Annotated in this window: 22 protein-coding genes; 11 read left to right on the forward strand and 11 right to left on the reverse strand. The window is 64.9% G+C overall.

The genetic code is table 11. The annotated features are described in order from the left end of the window. Positions 1–285 precede the first annotated feature (285 nt). The gene (gene gabD, locus C4K39_RS00975) at positions 286–1,728 is read left to right on the forward strand and encodes an NADP-dependent succinate-semialdehyde dehydrogenase (protein ID WP_068578910.1); all 1,443 of its coding nucleotides are present in this window, start codon (positions 286–288) and stop codon (positions 1,726–1,728) included. A 175-nt stretch (positions 1,729–1,903) separates the two neighbouring features. Further along, positions 1,904–3,184 (forward strand): 4-aminobutyrate--2-oxoglutarate transaminase, encoded by a 1,281-nt coding sequence (gene gabT / locus C4K39_RS00980; protein ID WP_068578908.1) that lies wholly within the window; start codon positions 1,904–1,906, stop codon positions 3,182–3,184. A gap of 74 nt (positions 3,185–3,258) precedes the next feature. On the opposite strand, the gene C4K39_RS00985 is transcribed toward gabT, so the two are convergent. The 6 genes from C4K39_RS00985 to C4K39_RS01010 form a co-directional block, all read right to left on the reverse strand. Next, positions 3,259–4,272, reverse strand: coding sequence for a PLP-dependent cysteine synthase family protein (locus C4K39_RS00985; RefSeq protein WP_217884164.1), 1,014 nt, complete (start codon positions 4,270–4,272; stop codon positions 3,259–3,261). A gap of 56 nt (positions 4,273–4,328) precedes the next feature. After that, positions 4,329–5,465: an aminotransferase class I/II-fold pyridoxal phosphate-dependent enzyme gene (locus C4K39_RS00990; RefSeq protein WP_124345459.1), complete on the reverse strand. Its 1,137-nt coding sequence runs from the start codon at positions 5,463–5,465 to the stop codon at positions 4,329–4,331. Continuing rightward, on the reverse strand, positions 5,462–6,886 hold the full coding sequence (locus C4K39_RS00995; protein WP_217884165.1) for an MATE family efflux transporter: 1,425 nt from the start codon (positions 6,884–6,886) through the stop codon (positions 5,462–5,464). Before C4K39_RS00995 ends, C4K39_RS00990 begins: the two co-directional genes overlap by 4 nt. Next, positions 6,883–7,881: an ornithine cyclodeaminase gene (locus C4K39_RS01000; protein ID WP_124345461.1), complete on the reverse strand. Its 999-nt coding sequence runs from the start codon at positions 7,879–7,881 to the stop codon at positions 6,883–6,885. The genes C4K39_RS00995 and C4K39_RS01000 overlap by 4 nt, the downstream gene beginning before the upstream one ends. Before the next feature lie 27 nt (positions 7,882–7,908). Further along, positions 7,909–9,285 carry an alanine racemase gene (locus tag C4K39_RS01005; protein WP_124345462.1) on the reverse strand — a complete coding sequence of 459 codons (1,377 nt, stop codon included), beginning with the start codon at positions 9,283–9,285 and terminating at the stop codon, positions 7,909–7,911. Between the two features lie 65 nt (positions 9,286–9,350). After that, the gene (locus C4K39_RS01010) at positions 9,351–11,528 is read right to left on the reverse strand and encodes a TonB-dependent receptor (protein ID WP_124345463.1); all 2,178 of its coding nucleotides are present in this window, start codon (positions 11,526–11,528) and stop codon (positions 9,351–9,353) included. A gap of 348 nt (positions 11,529–11,876) precedes the next feature. Between C4K39_RS01010 and C4K39_RS01015 the strand changes: the two genes are divergently transcribed. Beyond that, entirely contained in the window at positions 11,877–13,091 is a 1,215-nt protein-coding gene (locus tag C4K39_RS01015) for a response regulator (RefSeq protein WP_068578896.1), read from the forward strand. Positions 13,092–13,097: 6 nt separating this feature from the next. Here C4K39_RS01015 and C4K39_RS01020 read toward each other — a convergent pair whose 3' ends face one another. The 3 genes from C4K39_RS01020 to desA all read right to left on the reverse strand — a co-directional run bounded on the left by C4K39_RS01020 (position 13,098) and on the right by desA (position 15,794). Beyond that, on the reverse strand, positions 13,098–13,346 hold the full coding sequence (locus C4K39_RS01020; RefSeq protein WP_068578894.1) for a hypothetical protein: 249 nt from the start codon (positions 13,344–13,346) through the stop codon (positions 13,098–13,100). 69 nt (positions 13,347–13,415) lie between these two features. Then, positions 13,416–14,408, reverse strand: coding sequence for a GGDEF domain-containing protein (locus C4K39_RS01025; RefSeq protein WP_068578892.1), 993 nt, complete (start codon positions 14,406–14,408; stop codon positions 13,416–13,418). Positions 14,409–14,609: 201 nt separating this feature from the next. Continuing rightward, the gene (desA, locus tag C4K39_RS01030) at positions 14,610–15,794 is read right to left on the reverse strand and encodes a delta-9 fatty acid desaturase DesA (RefSeq protein ID WP_068578890.1); all 1,185 of its coding nucleotides are present in this window, start codon (positions 15,792–15,794) and stop codon (positions 14,610–14,612) included. A 145-nt stretch (positions 15,795–15,939) separates the two neighbouring features. Between desA and dibA the strand changes: the two genes are divergently transcribed. From dibA to C4K39_RS01060, 6 genes are all read left to right on the forward strand, one after another. Then, entirely contained in the window at positions 15,940–17,859 is a 1,920-nt protein-coding gene (gene dibA, locus C4K39_RS01035) for a phosphodiesterase DibA (protein ID WP_068578888.1), read from the forward strand. Between the two features lie 265 nt (positions 17,860–18,124). After that, the gene (gene oscA / locus C4K39_RS01040; protein WP_022643503.1) at positions 18,125–18,307 is read left to right on the forward strand and encodes a sulfur starvation response protein OscA; all 183 of its coding nucleotides are present in this window, start codon (positions 18,125–18,127) and stop codon (positions 18,305–18,307) included. 157 nt (positions 18,308–18,464) lie between these two features. Further along, positions 18,465–19,475, forward strand: a complete 1,011-nt coding sequence (locus tag C4K39_RS01045; RefSeq protein ID WP_068578886.1) for a sulfate ABC transporter substrate-binding protein — start codon at positions 18,465–18,467, stop codon at positions 19,473–19,475. Positions 19,476–19,565: 90 nt separating this feature from the next. Beyond that, a complete protein-coding gene (gene cysT, locus C4K39_RS01050) occupies positions 19,566–20,384 on the forward strand; it encodes a sulfate ABC transporter permease subunit CysT (protein ID WP_022643505.1) in 819 nt (272 codons plus the stop codon). Positions 20,385–20,397: 13 nt separating this feature from the next. Beyond that, positions 20,398–21,267, forward strand: coding sequence for a sulfate ABC transporter permease subunit CysW (gene cysW / locus C4K39_RS01055; protein ID WP_124345464.1), 870 nt, complete (start codon positions 20,398–20,400; stop codon positions 21,265–21,267). A gap of 3 nt (positions 21,268–21,270) precedes the next feature. Beyond that, positions 21,271–22,260, forward strand: a complete 990-nt coding sequence (locus C4K39_RS01060; RefSeq protein WP_068580058.1) for a sulfate/molybdate ABC transporter ATP-binding protein — start codon at positions 21,271–21,273, stop codon at positions 22,258–22,260. Between the two features lie 101 nt (positions 22,261–22,361). Here C4K39_RS01060 and C4K39_RS01065 read toward each other — a convergent pair whose 3' ends face one another. Further along, positions 22,362–22,886: an Mpo1 family 2-hydroxy fatty acid dioxygenase gene (locus tag C4K39_RS01065; protein WP_068580061.1), complete on the reverse strand. Its 525-nt coding sequence runs from the start codon at positions 22,884–22,886 to the stop codon at positions 22,362–22,364. A gap of 100 nt (positions 22,887–22,986) precedes the next feature. Here C4K39_RS01065 and C4K39_RS01070 point away from each other — a divergent pair, with 100 nt between their 5' ends. Further along, positions 22,987–23,676 (forward strand): Crp/Fnr family transcriptional regulator, encoded by a 690-nt coding sequence (locus tag C4K39_RS01070; protein WP_124345465.1) that lies wholly within the window; start codon positions 22,987–22,989, stop codon positions 23,674–23,676. 85 nt (positions 23,677–23,761) lie between these two features. On the opposite strand, the gene C4K39_RS01075 is transcribed toward C4K39_RS01070, so the two are convergent. Further along, positions 23,762–24,766 (reverse strand): AraC family transcriptional regulator, encoded by a 1,005-nt coding sequence (locus C4K39_RS01075; RefSeq protein WP_068580065.1) that lies wholly within the window; start codon positions 24,764–24,766, stop codon positions 23,762–23,764. 100 nt (positions 24,767–24,866) lie between these two features. Here C4K39_RS01075 and C4K39_RS01080 point away from each other — a divergent pair, with 100 nt between their 5' ends. Beyond that, positions 24,867–25,940 carry a fatty acid desaturase gene (locus C4K39_RS01080; protein WP_124345466.1) on the forward strand — a complete coding sequence of 358 codons (1,074 nt, stop codon included), beginning with the start codon at positions 24,867–24,869 and terminating at the stop codon, positions 25,938–25,940. The last annotated feature ends 64 nt before the right edge of the window (positions 25,941–26,004 follow it).

Consider the following 26,004-nt stretch of genomic DNA (forward strand, 5'->3'; position numbering starts at 1 on the left):
TTCGCCTTGGGGACGTTTACGTTCTTTTTTTCGAACGCCCTATTGTCCTTTTACCCCCTTTGCTCCTAGGATTCGTTTGAGATTTCAAACGCTCTTGCCTGGGTGCCCAAGCGCACGTCTATCCTTGTGTGCGACATTTTTCATGCTTCGACCCAGTGAACGATTTTCCTGACGGCAGCTTTGCTCCGTCCGTTGCATGCGCTGCTGCGCTCGACGGACGACAAGGCGCCTTTTCTACAATCACAATTTGCCCCGCGTATGCGCGGTGCTGTTAAGGAATCCGACATGCAGCTCAAAGATGCCCAGTTGTTCCGCCAACAAGCCTATATCGATGGTGCTTGGGTGGATGCGGACGGCGGCCAGACCATCAAGGTCAACAACCCGGCCACCGGTGAGATCCTCGGTACCGTGCCGAAGATGGGGGCCGCCGAAACCCGTCGCGCCATCGAAGCCGCCGACAAGGCCCTGCCGGCCTGGCGTGCCCTGACCGCCAAGGAGCGCGCCACCAAGCTGCGCCGCTGGTATGAGCTGCTGATCGAGAACCAGGACGACCTCGGTCGCTTGATGACCCTGGAGCAGGGCAAGCCACTGGCCGAGGCCAAGGGCGAGATCGCCTACGCAGCCTCCTTCATCGAGTGGTTCGCCGAAGAAGCCAAGCGCATCTACGGCGATGTGATCCCCGGCCACCAGCCCGACAAGCGCCTGATCGTGATCAAGCAGCCGATCGGCGTGACCGCGGCCATCACTCCGTGGAACTTCCCCGCCGCCATGATCACCCGCAAAGCCGGCCCGGCCCTGGCCGCCGGTTGCACCATGGTGATCAAGCCCGCTTCGCAAACCCCGTTCTCGGCCCTGGCCCTGGTTGAGCTGGCCCACCGTGCCGGCATCCCGAAAGGCGTGCTGAGCGTGGTCACCGGCAGCGCCGGCGACATCGGCGGCGAGCTGACCAGCAACCCGATCGTGCGCAAGCTGTCGTTCACCGGCTCCACCGAGATCGGTCGCCAACTGATGGCCGAATGCGCCAACGACATCAAGAAGGTTTCCCTGGAACTGGGCGGCAACGCACCGTTCATCGTGTTCGACGACGCCGACCTGGATAAGGCGGTCGAGGGCGCGATCATTTCCAAGTACCGCAACAACGGCCAGACCTGCGTCTGCGCCAACCGCCTGTACATCCAGGATTCGGTCTACGACGCTTTCGCCGAGAAGCTCAAGGCCGCCGTGGCCAAGCTGAAGATCGGCAACGGCCTGGAAGAGGGCACCACCACCGGCCCGCTGATCGACGAAAAAGCCGTGGCCAAGGTCCAGGAACACATCAAGGATGCCCTGGACAAGGGCGCCACCCTGCTGGCCGGCGGCAAGCCCATGGAAGGCAACTTCTTCGAGCCGACCATCCTGGTCAACGTGCCCAAGGGCGCGGCCGTGGCCAAGGAAGAAACCTTCGGCCCGCTGGCGCCGCTGTTCCGCTTCAAGGACGAGGCCGAAGTCATCGCCATGTCCAACGACACCGAATTCGGCCTGGCCTCCTACTTCTATGCCCGCGACCTGGGTCGCGTATTCCGTGTGGCCGAGGCCCTGGAATACGGCATGGTCGGGGTCAACACCGGCCTGATCTCCAACGAAGTGGCGCCATTCGGCGGCATCAAGGCTTCGGGCCTGGGTCGCGAAGGTTCCAAGTACGGGATCGAGGATTACCTGGAAATCAAATACCTCTGCCTGGGTATCTGATCCGGTTTCAAGCGCGCGGGGCACGAGAGCGCTGTCCCTCGCGCAGTTTTAAAACCGCACTATTCAAGGTGGCCCGGGACCACGGCGGCAGTCGATCATCGCATGCTGCCACCGTTGCCTCCCCGCCCCGCAACCCTTGAACCGCACCGCGGCCGCCGCGGTGAATGAGGACATTATGAGCAAGACCAACGCATCCCTGATGAAACGCCGTGAAGCCGCCGTACCGCGTGGCGTGGGCCAGATCCACCCGATCTTCGCCGACAGCGCGAAGAACGCCACCGTCACCGACGTTGAAGGCCGCGAGTTCATCGACTTCGCCGGCGGCATCGCGGTACTGAACACCGGTCACGTGCACCCGAAAATCATCGCCGCAGTGACCGAGCAGCTGAACAAGCTGACCCACACCTGCTTCCAGGTCCTGGCCTACGAGCCCTACGTTGAGCTGTGCGAAAAAATCAACGCCAAGGTGCCAGGTGATTTCGCCAAGAAAACCCTGCTGGTGACCACCGGTTCCGAAGCCGTCGAGAACGCCGTGAAGATCGCCCGTGCCAGTACTGGCCGCGCCGGCGTGATTGCCTTCACCGGCGCCTACCACGGCCGCACTATGATGACCCTGGGCCTGACCGGCAAGGTCGTGCCGTACTCGGCCGGCATGGGCCTGATGCCAGGCGGCATCTTCCGCGCGCTGTACCCTAACGAGCTGCACGGCGTGAGCATCGACGATTCCATCGCCAGCATCGAGCGCATCTTCAAGAACGACGCCGAGCCTCGTGATATCGCTGCGATCATCATCGAGCCAGTGCAGGGCGAGGGTGGTTTCTACGTTGCGCCGAAGGAATTCATGAAGCGCCTGCGTGCCCTGTGCGACCAGCACGGCATCCTGTTGATCGCCGACGAAGTGCAGACCGGCGCTGGCCGTACCGGCACCTTCTTCGCCATGGAGCAGATGGGCGTCGCCGCCGACCTGACCACCTTCGCCAAGTCCATCGCCGGTGGTTTCCCGCTGGCTGGCGTATGCGGCAAGGCCGAGTACATGGACGCCATCGCCCCAGGCGGCCTGGGCGGTACCTACGCCGGTAGCCCGATCGCCTGCGCCGCGGCCCTGGCCGTAATGGAAGTGTTCGAGGAAGAGCACCTGCTGGACCGCTGCAAGGCCGTCGGCGAGCGCCTGGTGACCGGCCTCAAGGCCATCCAGGCCAAGCACCCTGTGATCGGTGAAGTGCGTGCCCTGGGCGCGATGATCGCGGTGGAGCTGTTCGAGAACGGCGACAGCCACAAGCCGAACGCCGCTGCCGTGGCCCAGGTCGTGGCCAAGGCTCGCGACAAGGGCCTGATCCTGCTGTCCTGCGGCACCTACGGCAACGTCCTGCGGGTGCTGGTGCCGCTGACCTCGCCGGATGCACAGCTGGACAAGGGCCTGGCGATCATCGAAGAGTGCTTCGCTGAACTGGCGTGACCTTGGGGCCTGAAGGCCCGTTGTGCAAAAGCCGCTGGCGCCCCTGGCCCCAGCGGCTTTTTCTTGCCCGGGTTTCAGGCCCCGGCCAGCCAACCGGCCAGGCGTTGCTGGACCCCGGGGTCGAACAGTTGGTGATGGTCCATCCATTCATCGTTGAATACCGTGTCCAGGTACTTTTCCCCGCCATCGCAAACCAGGGCGACGATCACGCTGTGCGCCGGGCAATCCTGGGCCTGGCGCAGCGCGTGGTAGATCACCCCGCCGGCGGAGCCGCCCACCAGCAGGCCGTGATGGCGCGCCAGGTAGCGGGCGGTTTCGAAGGCCTCGGCATCGCTGGCTTTCAAGCCGCGATCGATCAGCGGGTAGTCGATCAGGGCGCCGATCTCGGCGCCTTCCGGCGTACCGGTGCCGGACTGCAGGTAGGGCCCGCCGGGGCCGCCGAAAATCACCGAGCCTACCGGTTCTACACCCACCACCTGCACCTTTTGGCGATACGCTTTGAGGGCGCGGGCGGTGCCACACAAAGAACCGCCGGTGCCTACCGCACCGAACAGATAATCCAGGCGTTCGCCAAGAGCCTCGTGCAGTTCCTGCGCCAGGGCCTGGTAGCCATTGGCATTGGCCGGGTTGTGGTGCTGCTGGGTCCAGTAGGCGCCCTGTTCCCGGGCGATGCGCTCGGCGGTGGCGTCACGGTCGGCGGTGGCCAGTCCACCCTCCGGGCTCCCGACCCGAACCAGCTGGGCGCCGAAGGCCTGCATGCCACGCAGTTTATCGACGCTGGAGTGGTGATCGACCACGGCGGTAAAGCGGTAGCCGCGCTCGGCGGCGATCAGCGCCAGGCCCAGGCCGGTATTGCCGGAGGTGGACTCGACGATCTGCCCACCCGGCTGCAACAGGCCCAGGGCTTCGGCTTCATCGATCATCTGCCGGGCCATGCGGATTTTCGCGGTGCCGGTGGGGTTGAATTGTTCGAGCTTGAGCAGCACCCGGCTGCCATTGGCGGTTTCATGGAGCTGGAGCAAAGGAGAGGCGCCGATCAGCTCGGAAACCTGGTGCTTGATGGCGCAATCGGCTTGTGGCGAGTGCATGGTGACCTCCATAGAGTGAACGGTCGGGCAGCGGCGCCCGGGCTGGGCAGGTGGATTCAGCGCAGGGCCTGTACGGCCTGTTGCAGGCCGGCGAGAAAGCGCGCGTTGTCGTCAGGTTGGGCCAGCGTCATGCGGATGCAGGTTTCGTAACCCGGTTCACGCCAGGCCTTGATGATCATGGCTTGCGCCAGCAGGCGCCGGTTGACCTCCTGCGCGTCGACTCCGGTGTCGATGAACAGGAAATGGGTACGCGAGGGCGCGACCTGGAACCCGGCTGCACCGAGGGCCTCGATCATTGGCGCCCGCACCTGGGCGGCAAAGGCCCGGCTGCGGGCCACGTGTTGCTGGTCGCCGAGGGCCGCCAGTGCGGCCTGCTGGGCCAGTTGGTTGATGTTGTAGGGCGTGCGCACCCGATCCAGGGCGGCCACCAGGCTGGCATCGCTGGCAATCCCGTAGCCCACCCGCAGTCCGGCCAGGCCATAGGCCTTGGAGAAGGTGCGCAGGACGATCCAGGGCCTATGCTGGGCGCGCAGCAGGCCCAGTACCTCGGGGAAGTCCGGGTCGGCGCAGGCGTACTCGTAGTAGGCCTCGTCGATCACCAGCAGGGTATCGCTGGCGGCCGCACCGATCAGTTGGGCCAGGGCCTGCTGGTCGAAGATGGTGCCCAGGGGGTTGGATGGGTTGCTGATCAGCAGCATCTTGCTTGGCCCGGCCAGGGCACTGCGCCAGGCGCCGAGGTTGCAGGAAAAGTCCGGGTGCGGCGCGACCTTGGTCACCTGCGCCGCCATCATCAGGGGAAAGATCTCGTGCAGGCCGAAGCACGGTGACTGGGTCACGACCCGGTCGCCCGGGTCGAGAAAGGCCAGGCACAGCAGCTCCAGCAGATTCTCCGAACCGTTGCCGATGATCAGCTGGCTGGGGTGGGTATCGAGTCGTTCGCCCAGGGCGTGACGCAGCGCCAGGCAAGCCGGGTCGGGGTACAGGCCGAGCAGCTCCGGGCGATAGTCGCGCAGCACGGCGAGGGCTGCGGGCGCCACACCCAGGGGGTTCTCGTTGTTGCTGAGCTTGAGCAGCGGCTGCCCGGCGCAGTGCTGCGCCACCTGCTCCGGGTCCGCCCCGGGGTCGTACAGGGGCAGGGCCTGCACGCTGGGGCGTAGCAGCTTGAGGACAGCGGCGGATCGATCGCGGGTCATGTCGGTTCCTTGGCAGCATGCATGCCGCCTGCTTGGGTTTGGCTCGGATGGCGCTGGGCCAGCAGGGCCTTGATCTGCCGCTCGAACGACAACACCAGCAGCAGCGCGGTCACGGCAAGGCCGATGGCCAGGCCGATCCAGATGCCGAAGATGCCGTTGGCTGCGAGTACGCCCAGCCCGTAGGCGGCGGGCAGGCCCACCAGCCAGTAGCCGTACAGGGACAGGCGAAAGGGCCCGGCGGTGTCACCCAGGCCCCGCAGGATGCCGTTGCCGATGTTCTGCGCGGCATCGAAGAACTGCAGCAGCGCGGCAATCAGCAGGCCGCTGGCGGTCAGGCTCAGTACTTGCTGGTTGGTGGCCTGTTCGGCGGAAATGAACAGCGTCACGATTTGCTGCGCGAACAGCAGGTAGAGCACCGCGAACAGCAGCATCAGCGCGGCGCCGACCGCCAGGCCCATGTGTCCCAGCTGGCGGGCGCGGTGGTACTGGCCGGCGCCATGGGCTTCGCTGATGTGGATCGAGGCCGCGTGGGAGACCCCGGCCGAAAACATGAAGACGATGTAGATGATCTGGTTGAGCACCGTTTGTGCCGCCAGCGCTTCCATGCCCAGGGTCCCGATCAGCAGGGTCAGCACGCTGAAGAAGCCGGCTTCCGAAGCGTAGGTTCCAGCAATCGGCAGGCCGAGCTTCCACACCGCGCCCAATGTTGCCCAGGAGCAGCGCAGTCGCTTGAGATCCAGGTACTGCGCGAGCTGGCGGTCCTTGAGCACCACCCCGAGGAACATCAGCAGCGACAGCAGGAACACCAGGCTGCTGGTCAGCGCCACGCCCTGGAAACCCATGGCCGGGAGGCCGAGCTTGCCGAACACCAATCCGTAGTTCAGCCCGGCGCTGAGCACGATCGACACCAGGGTAATGGCCAGCAGCGGCCCCGGGCGTTTCAGGCCGACGGTGAAATGCCGCAGGGCCTGGAACCACAGGCAGGGCAACAGTCCCGGGGCAATGATGGCAAGGAACTGCACCGTGTCCCTGGCCACCTGCGGGTCTTGCCCGAGCCAGACCAGAGGCCGCTCCAGAAGCAGCAGCACGCCGATGAACAGCACGCCGCTGAGGGTCGCCCAGAACAGCCCGGCCACCAGCAGTTGGCGGATCTGTCCGTGGTCCTGGCGTGCGTTGGCCTGGGCCACCAGGTTGCTGACGCCGGTCACCAGGCCAGTGCCGGTGGTGCGCAGCTGGTTGAACAGGGCCAGGGCCAGGCCACCGGCGGCGATCTCCCGGGCACCCAGGGCGCCCAGGACCACGATGTCGATGGTGGTCAGGGCGACGTGGGCCAGGTTGGTGAGGATCAGTGGGCCGGCCAGCAATAGCAGCGGCAGGAATTCCTGGCGCCACGGCGATGGGCTGCGGGAAGTCGGGCTCACCATAGCTTGACCCTCTGCCCGCGTCGGCTGGCCAGGGCCAGGTCCGCCAGGTAGCGCCCCAGGGCCACGTCGGTGACCACCATGCCGCTGTTGTAGGCGAAGACGATATCCCGCTCATGGCGGCGTGCCGGGGCGTGGCCGAGGAGGATGTCCGGCAGCTGTGCGTCCATGTCCGGCAGGCTGCCGTCGGCGGCGGCCAGGTCGGCGCTGGTGACGCGCATCTGCGCGCTGTCGGTGGCGATGCGGTAGTCGGCGCCGTGCAGCACATCGGCATCGATGCCGTAGCCCACCAGCACCGCCACAGCCCCGGGCTTGAGCCAGGCTCGCTTGACCTGCTGCCGGGCGGTCAGGCCGGCCACGCCGAGAATGATGTCGGCTTGCGCAGCAGCCTGCGGCAAGTCTTCGACCACCTCGACCTCGCGCCCCGGGCAGTGGCGCCGGAGATTCTCGCGCACCGCCTTGAGGCCGTCGGTGTAGTGGCCGTAGACCTGCAGGCGTTGCAGCCCGGGCAGGGCGGCCAGGAGCATCGGCAAGGCGATCTGCCCCTGCACGCCGCTGCCGACCACCAGTGCCGTGCGGGCGTCGGGGCAGGCGGCCCGGGCCATCAGCGCCGAGGTCGCGCTGGTGCGCATTGGCCCCAACTGGGCCACGTCCATCAAGGCGATGGGCTGGCCGCTGCGATCGTCACAGAGAAAGATGAAGGAGTGGAAGCGGTAGGCCTCGCGCTGGCGCTGCGGGTCGTGCTCGTACACCACCTTGAAGCCCAGGGTCTGGCTGGCGCCGTCGCGCCCCACCATCGAGTAGCTGATGGAGCGCTGGTCCGCCGGCTCGACGATGGTCTTGAGCGGGTTCTGCGAGTCGCCATTGCGCAGGGCGATGTAGGCCTGCTCCACCACCTTGAGCACATCCTCGTGGCGTACCCCCAGGTCTTCCAGGTCGGCCTGTGCAAGCACCCAGAGTTCGCCGGGCGCGGCGTATTGCGTTGAGCTGTTCATCCTGACTCCTTGTTGGCAAGCAAAACCTCACGCCAGCCCATCGAGCTTCCAGCGCAGGGTGGGGCCGTCGAGTTCGATGACGACCTTGTAGGGCAACCGGGCCTCGTGAAACGGCGACTCGTTGGAGTCCATCTGGTAGCCGGCGGTGTTGAGGTAGACCAGCAGGTCGCCGGGGCGTACCGGTTGGTCGAAACGGATCTTGCGCCAGGTCAGCATGTCGGACTCCAGGCAGGTCGAGCCGCCGACACAGGCGAGAAAGGGCGCGGCCGGGCGGGGCTCGGCGGGGAGTAGCAAGGGCTCGGGCAGGAACTCGCTGTTGAACCACTGCTCGGAGAGGCTGAAGCTGCTGCCCTGCACCGTGACCAGCGCGTAGCCGTCACCCCGGTCCTTGACCCCCTGGACGCGAAAGGCGCTGATGCCGGCCTGGTCGAGCAGGGCCCGGCCGGGCTCGATCATCAACTCGATGGCGTGCCGCTCGGCCTTCTGCGCCAGGGTCATGGCCGTGTCCACCGGGGTTGCGAGAATGTCCGCCAGGGCGTCGGCAGTGGCGCGCGGTGCGCCGTAGGGATAGAAGCCGTTGAAGGTGCGGGCACCGTGGTAGTGGTTGGGCCGGTCCTGCTGGAGGAAGCGGGCCCAGGCCCCGGGGCTGACGTACCGCACGGCAAGGCCGCCCCCCAGGTTCAGGCGTCGACAATGTTCCAGGCCCGCCGCGCGGGTGCTCACGCAGAGGTCGAGCAAGCGATTGGCGGTCTGGGCGCGCTGCTCGCTGGAGTAACCGCCGAGGTGGAAGGAAAACCCCATCAGGCGTAACCAGCGGGGATGCTCCCGGCACAGCGCAATGGCCTGTGCGCACTGCCCTGGGTCGAGGCCAAAGCGGCTCTCGGGCTGGCTCTCGGGCAGGCAACGCAACAACAACCGGGCCTGTTGGTCACGGTGGCGCGCCAGGTGCAGCAGGCGTTGCAACTCGCTGGGCGAATCGATGGCCAACAGGCATTGGTGACTCAGGCTCAGCGCCAGCAAGCGCTCGCTTTTTTCCGGGCCGGAGACCCCGATGGCATGGCCCGGTACGCCGCCGCCCAGGGCCTTTTCCAGCTCGCCGACGCTGGCCACGTCAACGCCGATGCCCTCTTGGGAGCAGGCCTGGATCAGGCAGTCGGCCTTGTTGGCTTTTTTCGCGAATAGCAGCGTGCCCGTGGCTGGTGCTTGGTCGAAGGTGCGTTGGAACTGGCGGATGTTCTCCACGAACACCTGCGGCAGCATCAGGTGCAGGGGCGAACCCAGGCCCTGCACCAGGTCGTGCAGGGCTGCCGGGTGCTGGCGCAGCAGGTCGTCGACGCGAGCATGGCGCAGGCTGGCCAATGGGTTGGAAGGCTGGCTGGCGTTGGTGCGTGAAGGCAGGTGCATGACTGGCGTTTTCATCCTTGGCAGAGGCGCTGGCGCCGGCAACCCTGTGCCGACGCCGTGTCAGGTCAGAATTCGAAGCGCGCCGAGAGGAACACCTCGCGTTCGCGTCCCACTTCCAGGCCGCCCTGGTAATAGGTGCTGGCGTAGTAATAGGTGTTGGTCAGGTTCTTGCCGTGGAGCCGATAGGTCACCGGCGTTTCGCCTAGTCGGGTGCGGTAGCTGGCGCCCGCGTCGAGCAGGGCATAGCCGGGGATGTAGCCGCTGTTCTGGGCATCCACCGGACGGCTGCCGACCAGGCTCAAGGTGCTGTCCAGGGACAGGCCGGGAATGCGTTGCAGCTGGTATTGGGCACCGAAGGACCCTTTCCATTTCGGCACGCCTTCGGTGCGATTGCCGGCGACGCTGAGGTCGTCCACGTTTTCCAGGCGGGTTGCCAGGTAGGCCAGGTTGGCGTCCAGGGTCAGTGAGTCGGTGGGCCGGTGGCTGAGGTTGAGCTCGATGCCCCGGTGGCGATACTGGCCTTTGCTGACGAAGGTGTTGTTGGTGTCCAGGTAACTGGCATTGCGGCGGATCTCGAAGAGCGCCAGGCCCAGGCTTGCGCGTGAGTCGATCTCGGCCTTGAGCCCGACTTCGTATTGCTCGGACTCGATGGCATCGGTGGGCTGGTTCTTGTTGGTGGCATTCCAGGGCGCGTAGTCGCCTTTCTCCAGGCCGCGCGAATAGCTGACGTAGGTCATCAGGTTGTCCAGCGGGCGGTAGATCAGGGCGCCGCTGGGGACGAACACGTCATGGCGCTGGGGCAGTGCGTTGGCCGACAGATGATCGGCGCGGTACCAGATGTAGCGCCCGCCGAGCAGCACCTGGAACTGTTCGTTGAGAGACACCAGGTCGCTGGCGAAGACCGAGCTTTCCTTGATCCGCGAGACGAACTCGATGTCGTTCTCCGGACCGAAATGATGCTTGGGCGGCTGCACCGGGTGGCGGATGTTGCCCACCGAAACGTCGCTGACGCGAACCCCGGGATTGGCGCTGTTGATATCGTCCCAGGCCGGGCTACGGTCCTTGAACTGCTTGTAGCCGGTGCCCAGGAACACATCGTGGTAGAGGCTGCCGGTGTTGAACTTGCCCGCCAGGTAGGACTGCAGCGACCAGGTGCTGAACACCTCGCCACGGGAAACATAGAGGTCGGCGGTGCCGATGTCGCCATTGGGCTGGATGTTGAACAGGTCGTTGTAGCCGCCGTGGCGCTCGACCTGCGAATAGTTGGCCTGGGTGATGGAGGTCCAGTTGTCGCTGAGGGTGTATTCGAACTTGGCGTCGAGGTTCTTGCCCTCGGTCTGGTGGCGGAACCAGGAACCGGTCAGCAGGTCGCGACGGTTGATCTTCGGCGGCCTGACGTAGCTGGACGCATCCAGTGGGTTGGCCCGGTGGCTCTGGTCAGCCCGCAGCAGGGGATCGGCCACCGTGGACTTCCACGACCAGTCGCCGTTGAGTTGCAGCAGCGCACGGTCGCTCAAGCGCCAGTCGGTGGCCAGGCCGATGAACTTGCGCTCCATGTCCCGGGCGTGATCGTAGTCGCCGTTCTTTTCGTAGCCGGCATTCAGGCGATAGCCGAAGGCGCCGTCGGCGGTGGAGTTGCTGTTGTCGATGGCGACGTAGCGCCCGGCCAGGGACGAGCCCTGGACCGTCAGGTTGAGCAAGGGATCGAGGGTCGGGCGCTTGGGGATGTAGTTGATCGTGCCGCCAGGGGAGTTGACCCCGTACAGGAAGCCCGACGGCCCCTTGAGTACGTCGATGCGCTCCACGTTCTCCAGGGGGAAGTCATGGTGCGGGGCCAATGCCAGGCCATCGCGACGGATGGTGTTGAAGTTGTCCATGGCAAAGCCGCGCAGGCGGAAATTGTCGAAACCGCTACCGGCGGAGGCACTGAGGATCGAGGGGTCCAGGCTCAGCACATCGACGGCGGTACGCGCCGACGAGTCGGCGATGGTCTTGGCGTCGTAGCTCTGGATGACCAGGGGGATCTCCATGGCTGTCTTGGCGCCGAAGGCCCCGGCATTCACCTCGTAGGCATCGTTGAGGGGCGGGGCGACGATATGGCTGGTGTCCAGGCTCAAGGGAGCGGCCTTGCGCTCTTCCCGGACTTCCTGCGCTTCGACGGCGGGCAGGCTGCAACAGGCTGAAAACACTCCGGCCAAGACCGTGCACGCACAACGTTGTGCTGATCCGTACAACTGGTTCATCTGTAGTCCCTTAACTCAACGAAACATGAAGTTCGCCGCTGTCCAACCGGCCTGCCGTGGCTCGTCGATGAGCCTTGCTCTGTCCAGGCTGAAAACGTCGTTGACACTCGATCCAAGTGTGAGAACTGTTCTCGAATGAAACATTATAACGTTTTTATTTTTCACGCAACGACCTTCCCCGCAAGTCGCTCCAGGGCTCTGGTGCGCAGGGTTCGATGCAAAGGGCTGATGTGTTGGGAGGTGTTTACCGGGCACTTTTCCCGGTTTTTGCGAGGCCATCGGTGTTTTTGGCTGTATGAATCCGGCGGCTTTGACTAAGGTGCACCCATAGTTACCGGAGCGTGCTGCATGACCGCTGTCGATCTACCTGCTGTACCTCGCGTGCTGATCGCCGAGGCCGATCCCTGGTCCCGCGACCTGCTGACCCAAGTGCTGCTCAACGTACGCTGCGATGCGCGCCTGGACCTGTGTGCCGATGGCCAGGAAGCCATGGACCTGCTCAGCGCCAAGCCCTACGACCTGGTCATTGCCGATTGGGAGCTGCCGGGTATCGATGGCCTGGCGCTGTTGCGGGCGGTGCGCCAGCGCAAGCGCAACCCGCTGCAGCCGTTCATTCTCCTTAGCGTGCGTAGCGACAGTGCCAGCGTGCGCGAGGCGTTGCCCCTGGCGCCTACTGCCTACCTGACCAAGCCCCTGAACATGGAAGGCCTGACCCAGCGCCTGCAGGGCTTGCTGCTGGACGCTGGCCAGGAGGTCTCCTGCGAGGTCCCGAGCCTGACGCCCGGTACGACCTTGTACAGCTTTCTCGAACACCGCCGCGAGCTGGCCGACGGCGCGCCCCTGTTGACCGACGTGCAACTGGCGGTCAAGCGCAGCCTGCACCCCGAAGGGCTGGACCTGCGCCTGCTGGAGGAAGAAATCCGCACCGACCCGCAAGTCACCGCCGTGCTGATCGCCGCTGCCAACAGCGCTGCCCAGCACCATGGCGACGGCGTGCAGACCCTGTCCCAGGCCTTGCAGCGGCTCGGCACCGGGCAGAGCATGAACCTGATCCTCGGCCTGACCCTCAAGCGCAGTGCCCGCCTGAGCGATCCGGCCCTGGCCGACTATGCCGAGCGCTACTGGGGGCTGTCGCTGCACACCGCGGAGTATGGGCGGACCCTGGCGCGCCTGTTGGACCTGGACCAGGAGCGTTGCTACTGCGCCGGCCTGTTGCACCGCCTGGGCGACCTGGCGTTGCTGCGCTGCCTGCAAGAGTGGAAGCAGGCGGGCGGTGAGCTGGACGATCAGGAGGAGGTCGGAGATGCCCTGGAGCGTTTTGGCGCCGCCTACGGTTCGGCCCTGCGCACCCGCTGGCGCATGCCCCTGGAGCTGCGCGAGCTGATCGCCTCGGTGTATCAGCTCGGCGGTGGCGTCTATTCCCGCGAGGCCCTGGTGATGAACCTGGCCGGCCAGTTGGCTCGCCTGCCAGCCTCGGAAGGAGTGGAAGAAGTGGCCCGGGGCAAGACCGCGCGCCTGCTCAAGGTCGGCCTGCCGGAGCTGAGTCGCCTGCGCAAGGGGTGAGTGAGGTCAGTTGCCCAGAAGCTCGAACAGCGCGAACCAGCCATCGACCGTCTGGTCTTCGGCCAGGAAGGCCAGGTAGAAGAACGGCCAGGCGGCCAGCAGGGTCAGCAACTGCGCTGGATGGGGCCCGAGCTTGACGGCCAGGGCCAGCCCGAACACCACCAGGGCCACGCCGATCAGCAAGCACACCAGGCGCTTGCCCCGACAACCATTGCGTTTGCTGTTGATGCGCTTGAGCAGTTGTTCTTCGTTCATCGGGTCGTGCGTCCGGCGCGGGCCGCCATTGCCATGGGGGCCGCAGTCTAGCCCGGCCCGGACGGCGAATCAGCCACTGACGATGCGATTCTTGCCCTGGCGCTTGGCTTCGTACATCGCCGCGTCGGCCCGGGCGAACAGGCTGTCCAGGCTCTCGTCCTCCGCCAGCAGCCCCGTCAGGCCCTGGCTGACCGTGATGCTGAAGGCCTGGCCCTGGTGGCTGAAGTGCTGGCGCTGGATTTCCCGTTGCAGGCGCTCGGCCACCTGGCGCGCCATGTCGACGGCACAACCGGGAAACAGGGCGGCGAATTCTTCGCCGCCAATACGCCCGAACAGGTCGCCCCGGCGCAGGGCGGCGCGCCCGCTCTCGGCGATGCGCTGCAGGACCACATCGCCTTCGGGATGGCCGTAGGTGTCGTTGATCACCTTGAAGTCATCGATATCCAAGAGCAGGAAAGACAGCGGCGAACCCTGCAGGCGGGCCTGCTCGAACTCGCGGTTGGCACATTCGAAGAAGTGCCGGCGGTTGCTGCTCTGGGTCAGCGCATCGGTGGTGGCCAGGCGCTGCAGCTCGGCCTCCAGCTGCTTCTTTTCGCTGATGTCCTCGGCGATACCCACCACGATCAGGCGCTGCCCGGGCTCGGCATTGCGGTTGATAAAGCATTTGTCGCTGAGCCAACGCACCTGGCCTGCGGCATCGATGATGCGGTACTCGCGGTCTTCCACGGCGCCTTTCTCCAGGACTTGGGCCAGGCTGCGCTCGGCGTACTCCAGGTCGTCGGGATAGATGCTGTCGCGCCATTGGTTGTAGTCCGCCAGCAACAGGCCGGCAGGGCGCCCGAAAATGCGTTCATAGGCCGGGCTGACGTAGAGCACCTGGCGGCTGCTCCAGTCCAGGGCCCAGAGTACTGCGTTGACGCTGACCAGCAGCGAGCTGAACAGCTGCTCGCGTTCGGTCAGGCGGGCGACTTCGCCCTGGGCATGCATCAGGGCCAGTAGGGTTTGCGCGGCCTCGGGCCACTGGGGGAGCGAAGATGGAATGTCTGGATTCTTGTTGACCATCGGCACATATCTCGAAGGGCGTGCCGCTTCGACAGCGGCTACAACCAAGCCCGCCTGGATGGCGAAGTGTTGTTTGAGATAGAGGATGGAACATGAAGTTCCCGGCTGCCCGGGCGATACGCCGGACGGTCGAGGCTCTGGAGGGGGGGAGCAGGGCACCGGCCCCCTCGCCACAGCCAATGCCGTGGCGAGGGGCGTGGATCAGGCGACGCTAGGACGCAGGGAGTAGGTCTTGAGCTGGCTGGCGAAGTCCCGCAGGGACTGGATGCCGCTGGCCTCGGCCTCGTGGACCCAGTCCTTGATCGCGGCCAGCATGTCGTGGCCGTTGGAGCTGGTCTTGACCCAGATCTGTTGCAGCGCCAGGCGCTTCTCGTAGATCACCTTCAATGCCTGGCTGTGTTCCAGCATGTTCTGGATGCGCAGGTGGTGGCGGTCTTCCAGCAGGCTGGTTTCCCGGGACAGCAAGCGCTTGGCGCGGTGGAACTGGTGGCGCACCGAGTGATCGACCTTGGCCAGTTCCTGCTTGACCAGCGGGCCGATCACCAGCTTGCGGTACTGGGCCATGATCTGGAACCGGTTGTTGAGGATCGCCATGGCGGTGTCCATGTCCAGGTGGCCCTTGCCTTCGACCCGATGGGCGATGGGCGCCACTCGCTGGACCTTGGCCAGGCCCAGCAGGCTGAACAGCTTGATCCAGCCCCAGCCCATGTCGAATTCCCACTTCTTCACCGACAGCTTGGCCGAGTTGGGGTAGGTGTGGTGGTTGTTATGCAGCTCTTCGCCGCCGACGATGATGCCCCACGGCACCAGGTTGGTGGCCGCGTCGCGGCATTCGAAGTTGCGGTAGCCCACGGCATGGCCCAGGCCGTTGATCACGCCGGCGGCCCAGAACGGGATCCACATCATCTGCACCGCCCAGATGGTGATGCCGATGGTGCCGAACAGCAGCAGGTCGATCACCGCCATCAGCGCCACGCCACCGAGCTTGTAGCGGCTGTAGAGGTTGCGCTCGATCCAGTCTTCCGGGCAGTTCTTGCCGTAGATGCGCAGGGTCTCGGGGTTGCGGGCTTCTTCGCGATACAGCTCGGCGCCTTTGCGCATGACCGTGGACAGGCCCTTGATCACCGGGCTGTGCGGGTCGTCGACCGTCTCGCACTTGGCGTGGTGCTTGCGATGGATCGCGGTCCACTCGCGGGTGTTCTGCGCCGTGGTCAGCCACAGCCAGAAACGGAAGAAATGCTTGAGCCCGGCATTGAGCTCCAGGGAGCGATGCGCGGAATAGCGATGCAGATAGACCGTGACCGCGACGATGGTCACGTGGGTCATCAACAGGGTGACTGCCACCAGTTGCCAGGCGGACAAGCCAAGTAAACCTTCATACCACATAGGCGATAAGGCCCTCGATAGAGAAAAAACAGCCCAGGCATTATCACTAAGCACGTCGAGAAAACCAGTCGCCCTTTCAGATAAGAGTGGCGGGATGTTTCTTCCTCTATAATCCCAAACTTTTCGTGTGGAAATAGACGGGCTTATGTCGGTTTCTTATCGCAATGGCTTGCGTGCGGCCTTGCTCTACCTGCTGCTGTCCCTGGTTTGGCTCCAGCTCAGTGGTTATTTATTGAGCAGTTTCTTCGATGGGTCTCCGGATGAGGCTCGTTGGCAACGGGCCAGTTGCTACGCTTGGGCCCTGGTCAGTGCGGTGCTGATCTTCTTTGCCCGTGCCCGCTTGCTGCGGGTGCTGGGCGCCGATCGCTGGTTGCGCCACCAGCAGAAGGACCGCGAGCGCCTGCGCCAGGCTGCGGCGGTCTTCGACTGTACCCGCGAGGGGGTACTGGTGAGCGACACCCAGGGGCAGATCGTCCACGTCAACCGTGCCTTCATCGAGATCACCGGCTACCAGCGCGAGGAGGTGCTGGGGCGCCAGCCGAGCATGTTCAAGTCCGGCCATCATTCGGTGGACTTCTATAAGGCGATGTTCGGTGCGTTGCGCCAGAGCGGCGAGTGGAGCGGGGAAATCTGGAACCGGCGCAAGAGCGGGGAAATCTATCCACAGTGGCAGACCATCCGTGCGATCCACGATGAGCAGGGCGAACTCACCCACTATGTGGCGGTATTCTCCGACATCAGCGCGATCAAGGACTCCGAGCACGAGCTGGCGCACCTGGCCCACCACGATCCGCTGACCGACCTGCCCAACCGCCTGCTGCTCACCGACCGCGCCGAACAGGCCTTGGCTTCGGCGCAGATCCACAAGCGCGGTTGCGCCATGCTGATGATCGACCTGGACCACTTCAAGATGGTCAACGACAGCCTCGGGCATAACGTCGGCGACCAGTTGCTCAAGGCTTTTGCCCAACGCCTGCGCGACATGTTCGGCCCGGGCGTGACCCTGGCGCGCCTGGGCGGCGACGAGTTCGCCGTGCTGGCCGAAAGCTGCCCGCAGCTGGTGCAGGCGGCGGCCCTGGCCCAGCGCATCCTCGATGGTCTCAAGGAGCCATTCCAGCTGGATGGCCACCAGGTGCTGATCAACGCCAGCATCGGCATCAGCCTGTTTCCCAGCGATGCCTTGAGCGCCAGCCAGCTGTTGCGCAACGCCGATGCCGCGTTGTTCAAGGCCAAGAGCGCCGGGCGCAATGGTTATGCCCTGTATACCGAGGAACTCACTGCCCACGCCCAGCAGCGGGTGGAGATCGCCTTCGAACTGCGCCGGGCCCTGGACCGCCAGGAGCTGCGGGTCTACTACCAGCCGGTGCACGACCTGGCCAGCAGTCGCCTGGTGGGCGTCGAGGCCCTGGTGCGCTGGCAGCACCCGCACCGGGGCCTGGTGCCGCCGGCGGAGTTCATCCCCATCGCCGAACGCACCGGGATGATTGCCGAGATCGATGCCTGGGTCATGGGCGAGGCATGCCGGCAGATGTGCCAGTGGCAGGCCGAGGGCGTGGTGCTGTCGTTCATCGCGGTGAACGTCTCGACCCGCCTGTTCGCGCGCAGCGAGCTGTACCAGCAGGTGGCCCAGGTGCTGCACGACACCGGGCTGGACCCGGCCTACCTGGAGCTGGAGGTCACCGAGAGTGCGCTGATGGACGACCCGGAGGTGGCCCTGGAGCAGATGCACCGCCTGCGGGAGCTGGGCATCCGCCTGGCCATCGACGACTTCGGCACCGGCTATTCGTCGTTGCTGCGGCTCAAGCGCCTGCCGGTGCAAAAGCTCAAGATCGACCAGGGCTTCGTCGCCGGCTTGCCGTGGGACGAGGACGATGCGGCGATTTCCCGGGTCATCGTGGCCCTGGCCCAGAGCATGGGCATGCAGGTCCATGCCGAAGGTATCGAACAGATGGAGCAGGCCCGCTTCCTCCTCGACCATGGCTGCGATTTGGGCCAGGGCTACTGGTTCGGCCGGCCGATGCCGGCCTCGCTGCTGGACTGGGACAACGCCCCGCAAATCCTCTGATGCGCCTGATGCAGCTGGCGGGCGCTGCGCACCCGGTCGCAGCCTCGCTGTGCTCGACAGCGGCTACAGGTGCTTCGCGTAGCGGCCGCAAGAGGCTAGCCATGGACCCATGGGGCCCGTAACTGCGCGCCCCGTCGAATAATTTCCGCTGGTTATATAAACATTCTTAAATAGTATTTTTAAGAATATCCCTGCCTATCTACTATTGCTCCACGCCACCCGCAGTGCCGCCACTGCACGGCACATCCCACTCAGGAGCAACACCATGAGCGCATCTCTACGTAGCGTCGACGGACAGGACGAAGCAACCATCTTGCGTGAAATTCAAAGTGCACTGCGGGACCTGCGCTTCGGGGCAGTGGAAATCACCGTGCACAACGCCCAGGTCGTGCAGATCGAGCGCAAGGAAAAATTCCGCCTGCAGCAACCCGGCAACAAGCCCAGCTGAATCGCGCATCACCCTCTCGCGAGCGAGAGGCCCGACTGGTCAACCGGAGGGCGTCACCCATGACCCCCAGTTCGTCCCCCAGCGTTCGCCCGCGAATGCGAGCCTGATTCGCCATAAGAAAAATGCCAGCACATTAGAAAATTTCGGGAGCTCTACCATGTCGTCGATTCGCCGTTATGCCCTGGCTGCCCTCGCCAGCGCCGTTTTTGCCGGTTCCGCCGTAGCCAAGGACTATGAGCTGCTCAACGTGTCCTACGACCCGACCCGCGAGCTGTACCAGGACTACAACGCCGAGTTCGTAAGCTTCTGGAAGAAGGAGCACCCCGGCGACAACGTGAAGATCCAGCAATCCCACGGTGGTTCGGGCAAGCAGGGCCGGGCGGTGATCGACGGCCTGCGCGCCGACGTGGTGACCCTGGCGCTGGCCGGCGACATCGACGAAATCGCCAAGCTCGGCAAGACCCTGCCGGCGGACTGGCAGCAGCGCTTGCCCGACGCCAGCACGCCCTACACCTCGACCATCGTGTTCCTGGTGCGCAAGGGCAATCCCAAGGGCATCAAGGACTGGGGCGACCTGATCAAGAAGGACGTCTCGGTGATCACCCCCAACCCGAAGACCTCCGGCGGCGCCCGCTGGAACTTCCTGGCCGCCTGGGCCTACGGCCTGAAGGCCGGAGGTAGCGAAGCCAAGGCCAAGGACTACGTGCAAGAGCTGTTCAAGCACGTACCGGTGCTGGATACCGGTGCCCGTGGCTCGACCATCACCTTCGTCAACAACGGCCAGGGCGACGTGCTGCTGGCTTGGGAAAACGAAGCCTTCCTGGCACTCAAGGAAGACGGTGGCGCCGACAAGTTCGACATCGTCGTGCCGTCGCTGTCGATCCTCGCCGAACCGCCGGTGGCGGTGGTGGACAAGAACGCCGAGAAGAAGGGCAACACGGCGATCGCCGAAGCCTACCTCAAGCACCTGTACAGCCCGGCCGGCCAGGAGATCGCGGCGAAGAACTTCTATCGTCCACGGGACAAGGACGTGGCGGCCAAATACGCCCAGCAGTTCCCGAAACTGGAGCTGGTGACTATCGACAAGGACTTCGGCGGCTGGAAAACTGCCCAACCGAAATTCTTCAATGACGGTGGCGTGTTCGACCAGATCTACCAGGCCCAGTAACAGGAGGAGCCACTCTAACCGCCATCGCTTGGAGCCCCGGAATCACTTCGGGGCTTCGTGCGTTTCACCTGCGTTCAACCAAGGACTCTTATGTCGCGTCGTATCTCCCCCGTCATACCCGGCTTCGGGCTGACGCTGGGCTACACCTTGGTGTACCTCAGCCTGATTGTGCTCATCCCCCTGGCGGCGATGTTCGTCCATGCCGCACAACTCACCTGGGACCAGTTCTGGGCCATCGTCTCGGCGCCCCGGGTGCTCGCGGCCCTCAAGCTCAGCTTCGGCACCGCCTTGTGCGCGGCGATCATCAACGGCCTGATCGGCACGCTGCTGGCCTGGGTCCTGGTGCGCTACAGCTTCCCCGGGCGGCGGATCATCGATGCGATGATCGACCTGCCCTTCGCCTTGCCCACCGCGGTGGCGGGCATCGCCCTGACCGCGCTGTACGCGCCTACCGGGCTGGTGGGCCAGTTCGCCACCGACCTGGGCTTCAAGATCGCCTACACGCCCTTGGGCATCACCCTGGCGCTGACCTTCGTCACCCTGCCGTTCGTGGTGCGCACGGTGCAGCCGGTGCTGGCGGACATCCCCCGTGAAGTGGAAGAGGCCGCCGCCTGCCTCGGCGCCAAGCCCTGGCAGGTGTTCCGCCATATCCTGGTGCCGGCCTTGCTGCCAGCCTGGCTCACCGGTTTCGCCCTGGCCTTCGCCCGGGGCGTGGGCGAGTACGGTTCGGTGATCTTCATCGCTGGCAACATGCCGATGAAGACCGAGATCCTGCCGCTGCTGATCATGGTCAAGCTCGACCAGTACGATTACACCGGCGCCACTGCCATCGGCGTGCTGATGCTGGTGGTGTCCTTCATCCTGCTGCTGCTGATCAACCTGCTGCAGCGGCGCATCGAAACCCCATAAGGAGGCGCGAACCATGTCCCAATCGTCCATCGCCGCCTCGTCGGCCAACGCCGCCCGCCGTGGCAACGCCACTTCGCGGCGGGTATTGATTGGCCTGGGCTGGCTGATCTTTGCCCTGTTCCTGCTACTGCCGCTGTTCATCGTCGTGTCCCAGGGGCTCAAGCTTGGCCTGGGTGCATTCTTCGACGCGATCTTCGAGCCCGACGCCCTGTCGGCCCTCAAGCTCACGGTGATCGCGGTGCTGATCTCGGTGCCGCTGAACCTGGTGTTCGGCGTCTGCGCTGCCTGGTGCGTGAGCAAGTACTCGTTCCGTGGCAAGAGCATCCTGGTGACCCTGATCGACCTGCCGTTCTCGGTGTCGCCAGTGATCGCCGGCCTGGTCTACGTGCTGATGTTCGGCGCCCAGGGGCTGTTCGGTCCGTGGCTGTCGGATCACGACATCCAGATCGTGTTCGCCCTGCCGGGCATCGTCCTGGCCACCATCTTCGTCACCGTACCCTTCGTCGCCCGCGAGCTGATCCCGCTGATGCAGGAGCAGGGCACCCAGGAAGAAGAGGCCGCGCGCCTGCTGGGGGCCAACGGCTGGCAGATGTTCTGGCACGTCACCGTACCCAACATCAAATGGGGCCTGATCTACGGCGTGGTGCTCTGCACCGCCCGGGCCATGGGCGAGTTCGGCGCGGTGTCGGTGGTCTCCGGGCACATTCGCGGGGTCACCAACACCCTGCCGCTGCACGTGGAGATCCTCTACAACGAGTACAACCACGTCGCCGCCTTTGCCGTGGCCAGCCTGTTGCTGATCCTTGCGTTGTTCATCCTGCTGCTCAAGCAGTGGAGCGAATCCCGAATCAACCGCCTGCGCGCCAGCGCCGCGGAGGAATAAGACATGTCGATCGAAGTCCGTAACGTCAGCAAGAACTTCAACGCCTTCAAGGCCCTGAACAGCATCAACCTGGATATCCACAGCGGTGAGCTGGTGGCGCTGCTCGGCCCCTCGGGCTGCGGCAAGACCACCCTGCTGCGGATCATCGCCGGCCTGGAGACGCCCGATGCCGGCAACATCGTGTTCCACGGCGAGGACGTCTCCGGCCACGATGTGCGCGATCGCAACGTCGGGTTCGTGTTCCAGCACTACGCGTTGTTCCGCCACATGAGCGTGTTCGACAACGTCGCCTTCGGCCTGCGCATGAAGCCCAAGAACCAGCGCCCCAGCGAAAGCCGGATCGCCGAGAAGGTCCATGAACTGCTGAACATGGTGCAGCTGGACTGGCTCTCCGATCGATATCCGGAGCAGCTCTCCGGCGGCCAGCGCCAGCGTATCGCCCTGGCCCGGGCCCTGGCGGTGGAGCCCAAGGTGCTGTTGCTGGACGAGCCCTTCGGCGCGCTGGACGCCAAGGTGCGCAAGGAGCTGCGTCGCTGGCTGGCGCGGCTGCACGAGGACATCAACCTGACCTCGGTGTTCGTCACCCACGACCAGGAAGAGGCCATGGAAGTGGCCGATCGCATCGTGGTGATGAACAAGGGCGTGATCGAGCAGATCGGCTCACCTGGCGAGGTCTATGAGAATCCGGCCAGCGATTTCGTCTATCACTTCCTCGGTGATTCCAACCGCCTGCACCTGGGAGAGGACGAGCATGTGCTGTTCCGGCCCCATGAAGTGTCGCTGTCGCGTTCGGAACTGGAAGATCACCATGCCGCCCAGGTCCGTGATATCCGCCCACTGGGCGCTACCACCCGGGTGACCCTCAAGGTCGAGGGCCAGAGTGAACTGATCGAAGCCGAAGTGGTGAAGGACCATGACAGCCTGGTGGGCCTGGCCAAGGGCGAGACCCTGTTCTTCAAGCCCAAGGTCTGGCAGAAGGTCGCCAACCTCTAAAAGCCAAAAGCTGCGCGGGCAAGACGGATCGTCGCCCGCTGGCTCCTACAGAAGCACACGATCGGCTTTTTGTAGGAGCGAGGCTTGTCCGCGCTAACGATCTAGATCGCAGCACGCTTCGGATTGGCCCGCACACCCCCCGCCCGTGCCTCGACCTGCTGCTTGAGGTCATGACGCAGCCCGAGCAGGAACGCCAGTTCGGCTACCACGAACAACGGCCCGATGATCAAGCCCGACAGATCATCGACAAAGGCCGGCTTGCGGCCCTCGTAGTAATGGCCGATGAACTGGATCACCCAGCCCAATACGAACAGCCCCAGGCCGCTGCTCAGCCACAGCCCGGTGGCTTGGGCCGCCAGCACTTGCCCGATCCATACCGACAGCCCCATCAACACGCTCATCAGTAACCCCAGGCGCAGCTCCAGGCGCAGGTAGAACACCGCCGAGAACAGGGCCAGCAGCAGCGCTGGCGAAAGCATCAGCCCGGCCACCGGCCAGGCCGGACGGGACAGCAGCACGGCCACGGCGACCACGATCATCGGGATGCCGATGAAGTGGCTGGCGATATTGCGCGGATCGCGGTGATAGGTCGCGTATTGACTGAGATGATCGACGAGGCTTTTCATTGTTGTTCCTCCGTTGGGGTGGCTGGATCATGCCGGACGCCCGATCACGGTTCTGTCGGCTAGGCGACAATCATGGCGATGCCCTGGGGAAACACGGTCCATGGATATGCAGCGATGGCGTGAATGCCTGATGACCGGCCAATGGTTCAGCCACTTGCCGGCCTCTCTACAGGATAGTCTGCTCGACGGTGCCCGCCTGCGGCGGCTGGCGCCGGGGCAGTACCTGTTTCGCCGTGGCGATCCGCCCTGCGGCCTGTATGCGGTGGTCGAAGGCATGGTGCGGGTCGGCGCGGTCAGCGAGCAGGGCAAGGAGGCCTTGCTCAGCCTGGTGGAGGCGCCCCACTGGTTCGGCGAGATCTGCCTGTTCGATGGTCAGCCGCGTACCCACGATGCCTGCGCCGAGGGCGCCTGTACCTTGCTCCAGGTACCCCAGGCGAGCTTGGAGCGGCTATTGGACGAACATCCCGCTTACTGGCGCCAGTTCGCCCTGTTGATGAGCCACAAGCTGCGCCTGGCCTTCATCAACCTGGAGCAACTGAGCCTGATGCCGGCCCCGGCGCGGGTGGCCAACCGCCTGCTGGCGATGGCCGCCGGTTATGGCGAAGTGACCCACAGCCGGCGCCTGCTGCAACTGCCCCAGGAGCAGCTGGCGCTGATGCTCTCGCTGTCGCGCCAGACCACCAACCAGATCCTCAAGGACCTGCAACACCAGGGCATCCTGCGCCTGAGCTACGGCGAGATCGAGATCCTCGACGCCGAACGCCTGCGCGCGCTCGCCAACTCCGTGTAGCCGCTGCCGCAGGCTGCGTACGGCTCGGCACGAGCCGCCATCTGGCGGTGCCTGGTTCTATGCAGGTCAGGGGCGGTTCGGGGGATCAGCGCAGGCCGTCGCGAAATTGCCCGGGGGTCATGCCGGTCCAGCGCTTGAAGGCCCGGCTGAAGCTGCTGGCGTCGGCGAATCCCAGCAGGTAGCTGATCTCGCCCAGGGAGCAACCCGGGTCCCGCAGGTGCAGCAGGGCGAGGTTTTCCCGGCATTCGTTTAGCAGGGTGTCGAAGCGCGTGCCTTCGTCCGCCAGGTGCCGTTGCAGGCTGCGCAAACTCAGGTGCAGGGCCTGGGCCACCCGCTCGGCGGACGGCTCGCCATCGGGCAGTTGGGTCTCGATCACCTCGCGCACCTTGCGCTCCCAGGTCAGAGGTCGCAACTGTGCCAGGGCGCGCTTGAGCACCTCCTCGTTATGTTCGGCCAGCTCCGGGTTGGCGTCGTCCAGGTGGCTCTCGAAATCCTGCACGCGAAACTCCAGGCAATCTTCACTGGCCGCGAAATGCACTGGGCAGCGGAACACCCGGTGCCACTGGCTGGGGTCCTTGGGCTCCGGACGCCGCAGGTGCACGGCCATGGGCGCATAGTCGCGCCCCAGGCGACTACGGCAGGTGCGTACATGGATCGCGGCAAACGCATCGATGGCCTCGAATGCCGGCTGCTGGGCGCCTTCGGGCATCTTCAGGACGAACCGGTAGCGATCCGCTTCGCGGATCAACTGCGGGACCAGGGCATCGCTGACCACCTGGTGATAGCGCAGGATGCGTTCGAACACTTCCCGCAGGCTGCCGCTGGCCACCAGGGCATACCCCAGGGCGTGGAAAGTGGTAGGGCTGACGAAGCGCGACACCCGCAAGCCAATGGCCGGATCGCCACTGGCCTGGACCGCCAGCTGCCACAGACGAGTGGTTGCCGACAGTGGGTAGCGCGCGTTGGGATTGTCCATCAATTGGGGGTCAAGCCCGGCCTCTCGGCACAATGCGCCGCTATCCAGGTCAAGGGCATCCAGCTGCTTGCGCAGAGCGCGGGTCCAGCTGGCGAGAGAGGTGGCTTCGGTCATGCGTTTGGCGCGTCCGGTCAACAGGTTGGCGTTTACGGCTAGCGCCCGGGGCCAGGGCCCGGGGCAGGATGCACACATCACTGACCCAGAGGATGGAATCATGCAGGGTATTTCCGCAAGCCCCGAACGGATGAACGCGCAACAGCGAGCCGCTCACATTCGCGAGGTTGTCATGGGCCGGGGGGACGAACTGCGCAGGCGCTACCCGGTGTTGCGTCACCAGGATGCCCTGGGTGCCGCAATCCTGGCCTTCGCCCTGGCCGGCATGGTCGGTTCGGCAGCGCTCTATCTCAATGGTCAGCTGGCCTGGTGGGCCTGCCTGCTGCTCAATGCGTTCTTCGCTTCGCTGACCCACGAGCTGGAGCACGACCTGATCCACAGCATGTACTTTCGCAAGCAGCGGTTGCCCCACAACCTGATGATGGGGTTGGTCTGGCTGGCCCGGCCGAGCACCATCAACCCCTGGATACGCCGCCACCTGCACCTGAACCACCACAAGGTCTCGGGCTCCGCGGGCGATCTCGAAGAACGTGGCATCACCAACGGCGAGCCTTGGGGCGTCGTACGGTTGCTGATGGTGGGCGACAACATGGTCTCGGCCTTCGTCCATACGCTCCACACGCCCGGCTGGAAGGCCAAGCTCAAGCGCTTTGCCCGCCTGATGGCGGCCTATGCCCCGCTGGCACAGCTGCACTGGGGCGCCTGGTACGTGTTTCTCGGCTTCCATGGGGCCAACGGCGTCGCTGCGCTGCTGGGCACTTCCATCGAGTGGTCGGCCAGCACCCAGGCGCTGATGCAGGTGATCGATATCGCCGTGGTGGTGATCGTTGGCCCGAACGTGCTGCGTACCTTTTGCCTGCACTTCGTCAGCTCCAACATGCACTACTACGGTGATGTCGAGCCGGGCAACGTGATCCAGCAGACCCAGGTGCTTAACCCTTGGTGGATGTGGCCGCTGCAAGCGTTCTGCTTCAACTTCGGCAGCACCCATGGCATCCACCACTTCGTGGTCAAGGAGCCTTTCTACATCCGCCAGATGACCGCGCCGGTGGCCCACCGGGTGATGGCGCAGATGGGCGTGCGTTTCAACGACCTGGGCACCTTCACGCGGGCCAATCGCTTCGCCGCCAAGGAGCAGGCGGCGACGGAGGCGGTGCAGGGGGTGAAGGCTTGAGGTGTGTTGGTTGAGGGCCAATCACGGGCAAGCCTCGCACCTACCCACTGGCGTAGGAGCGAGG

The organism is Pseudomonas sessilinigenes, from assembly GCF_003850565.1.
Lineage (GTDB): Bacteria > Pseudomonadota > Gammaproteobacteria > Pseudomonadales > Pseudomonadaceae > Aquipseudomonas > Aquipseudomonas sessilinigenes.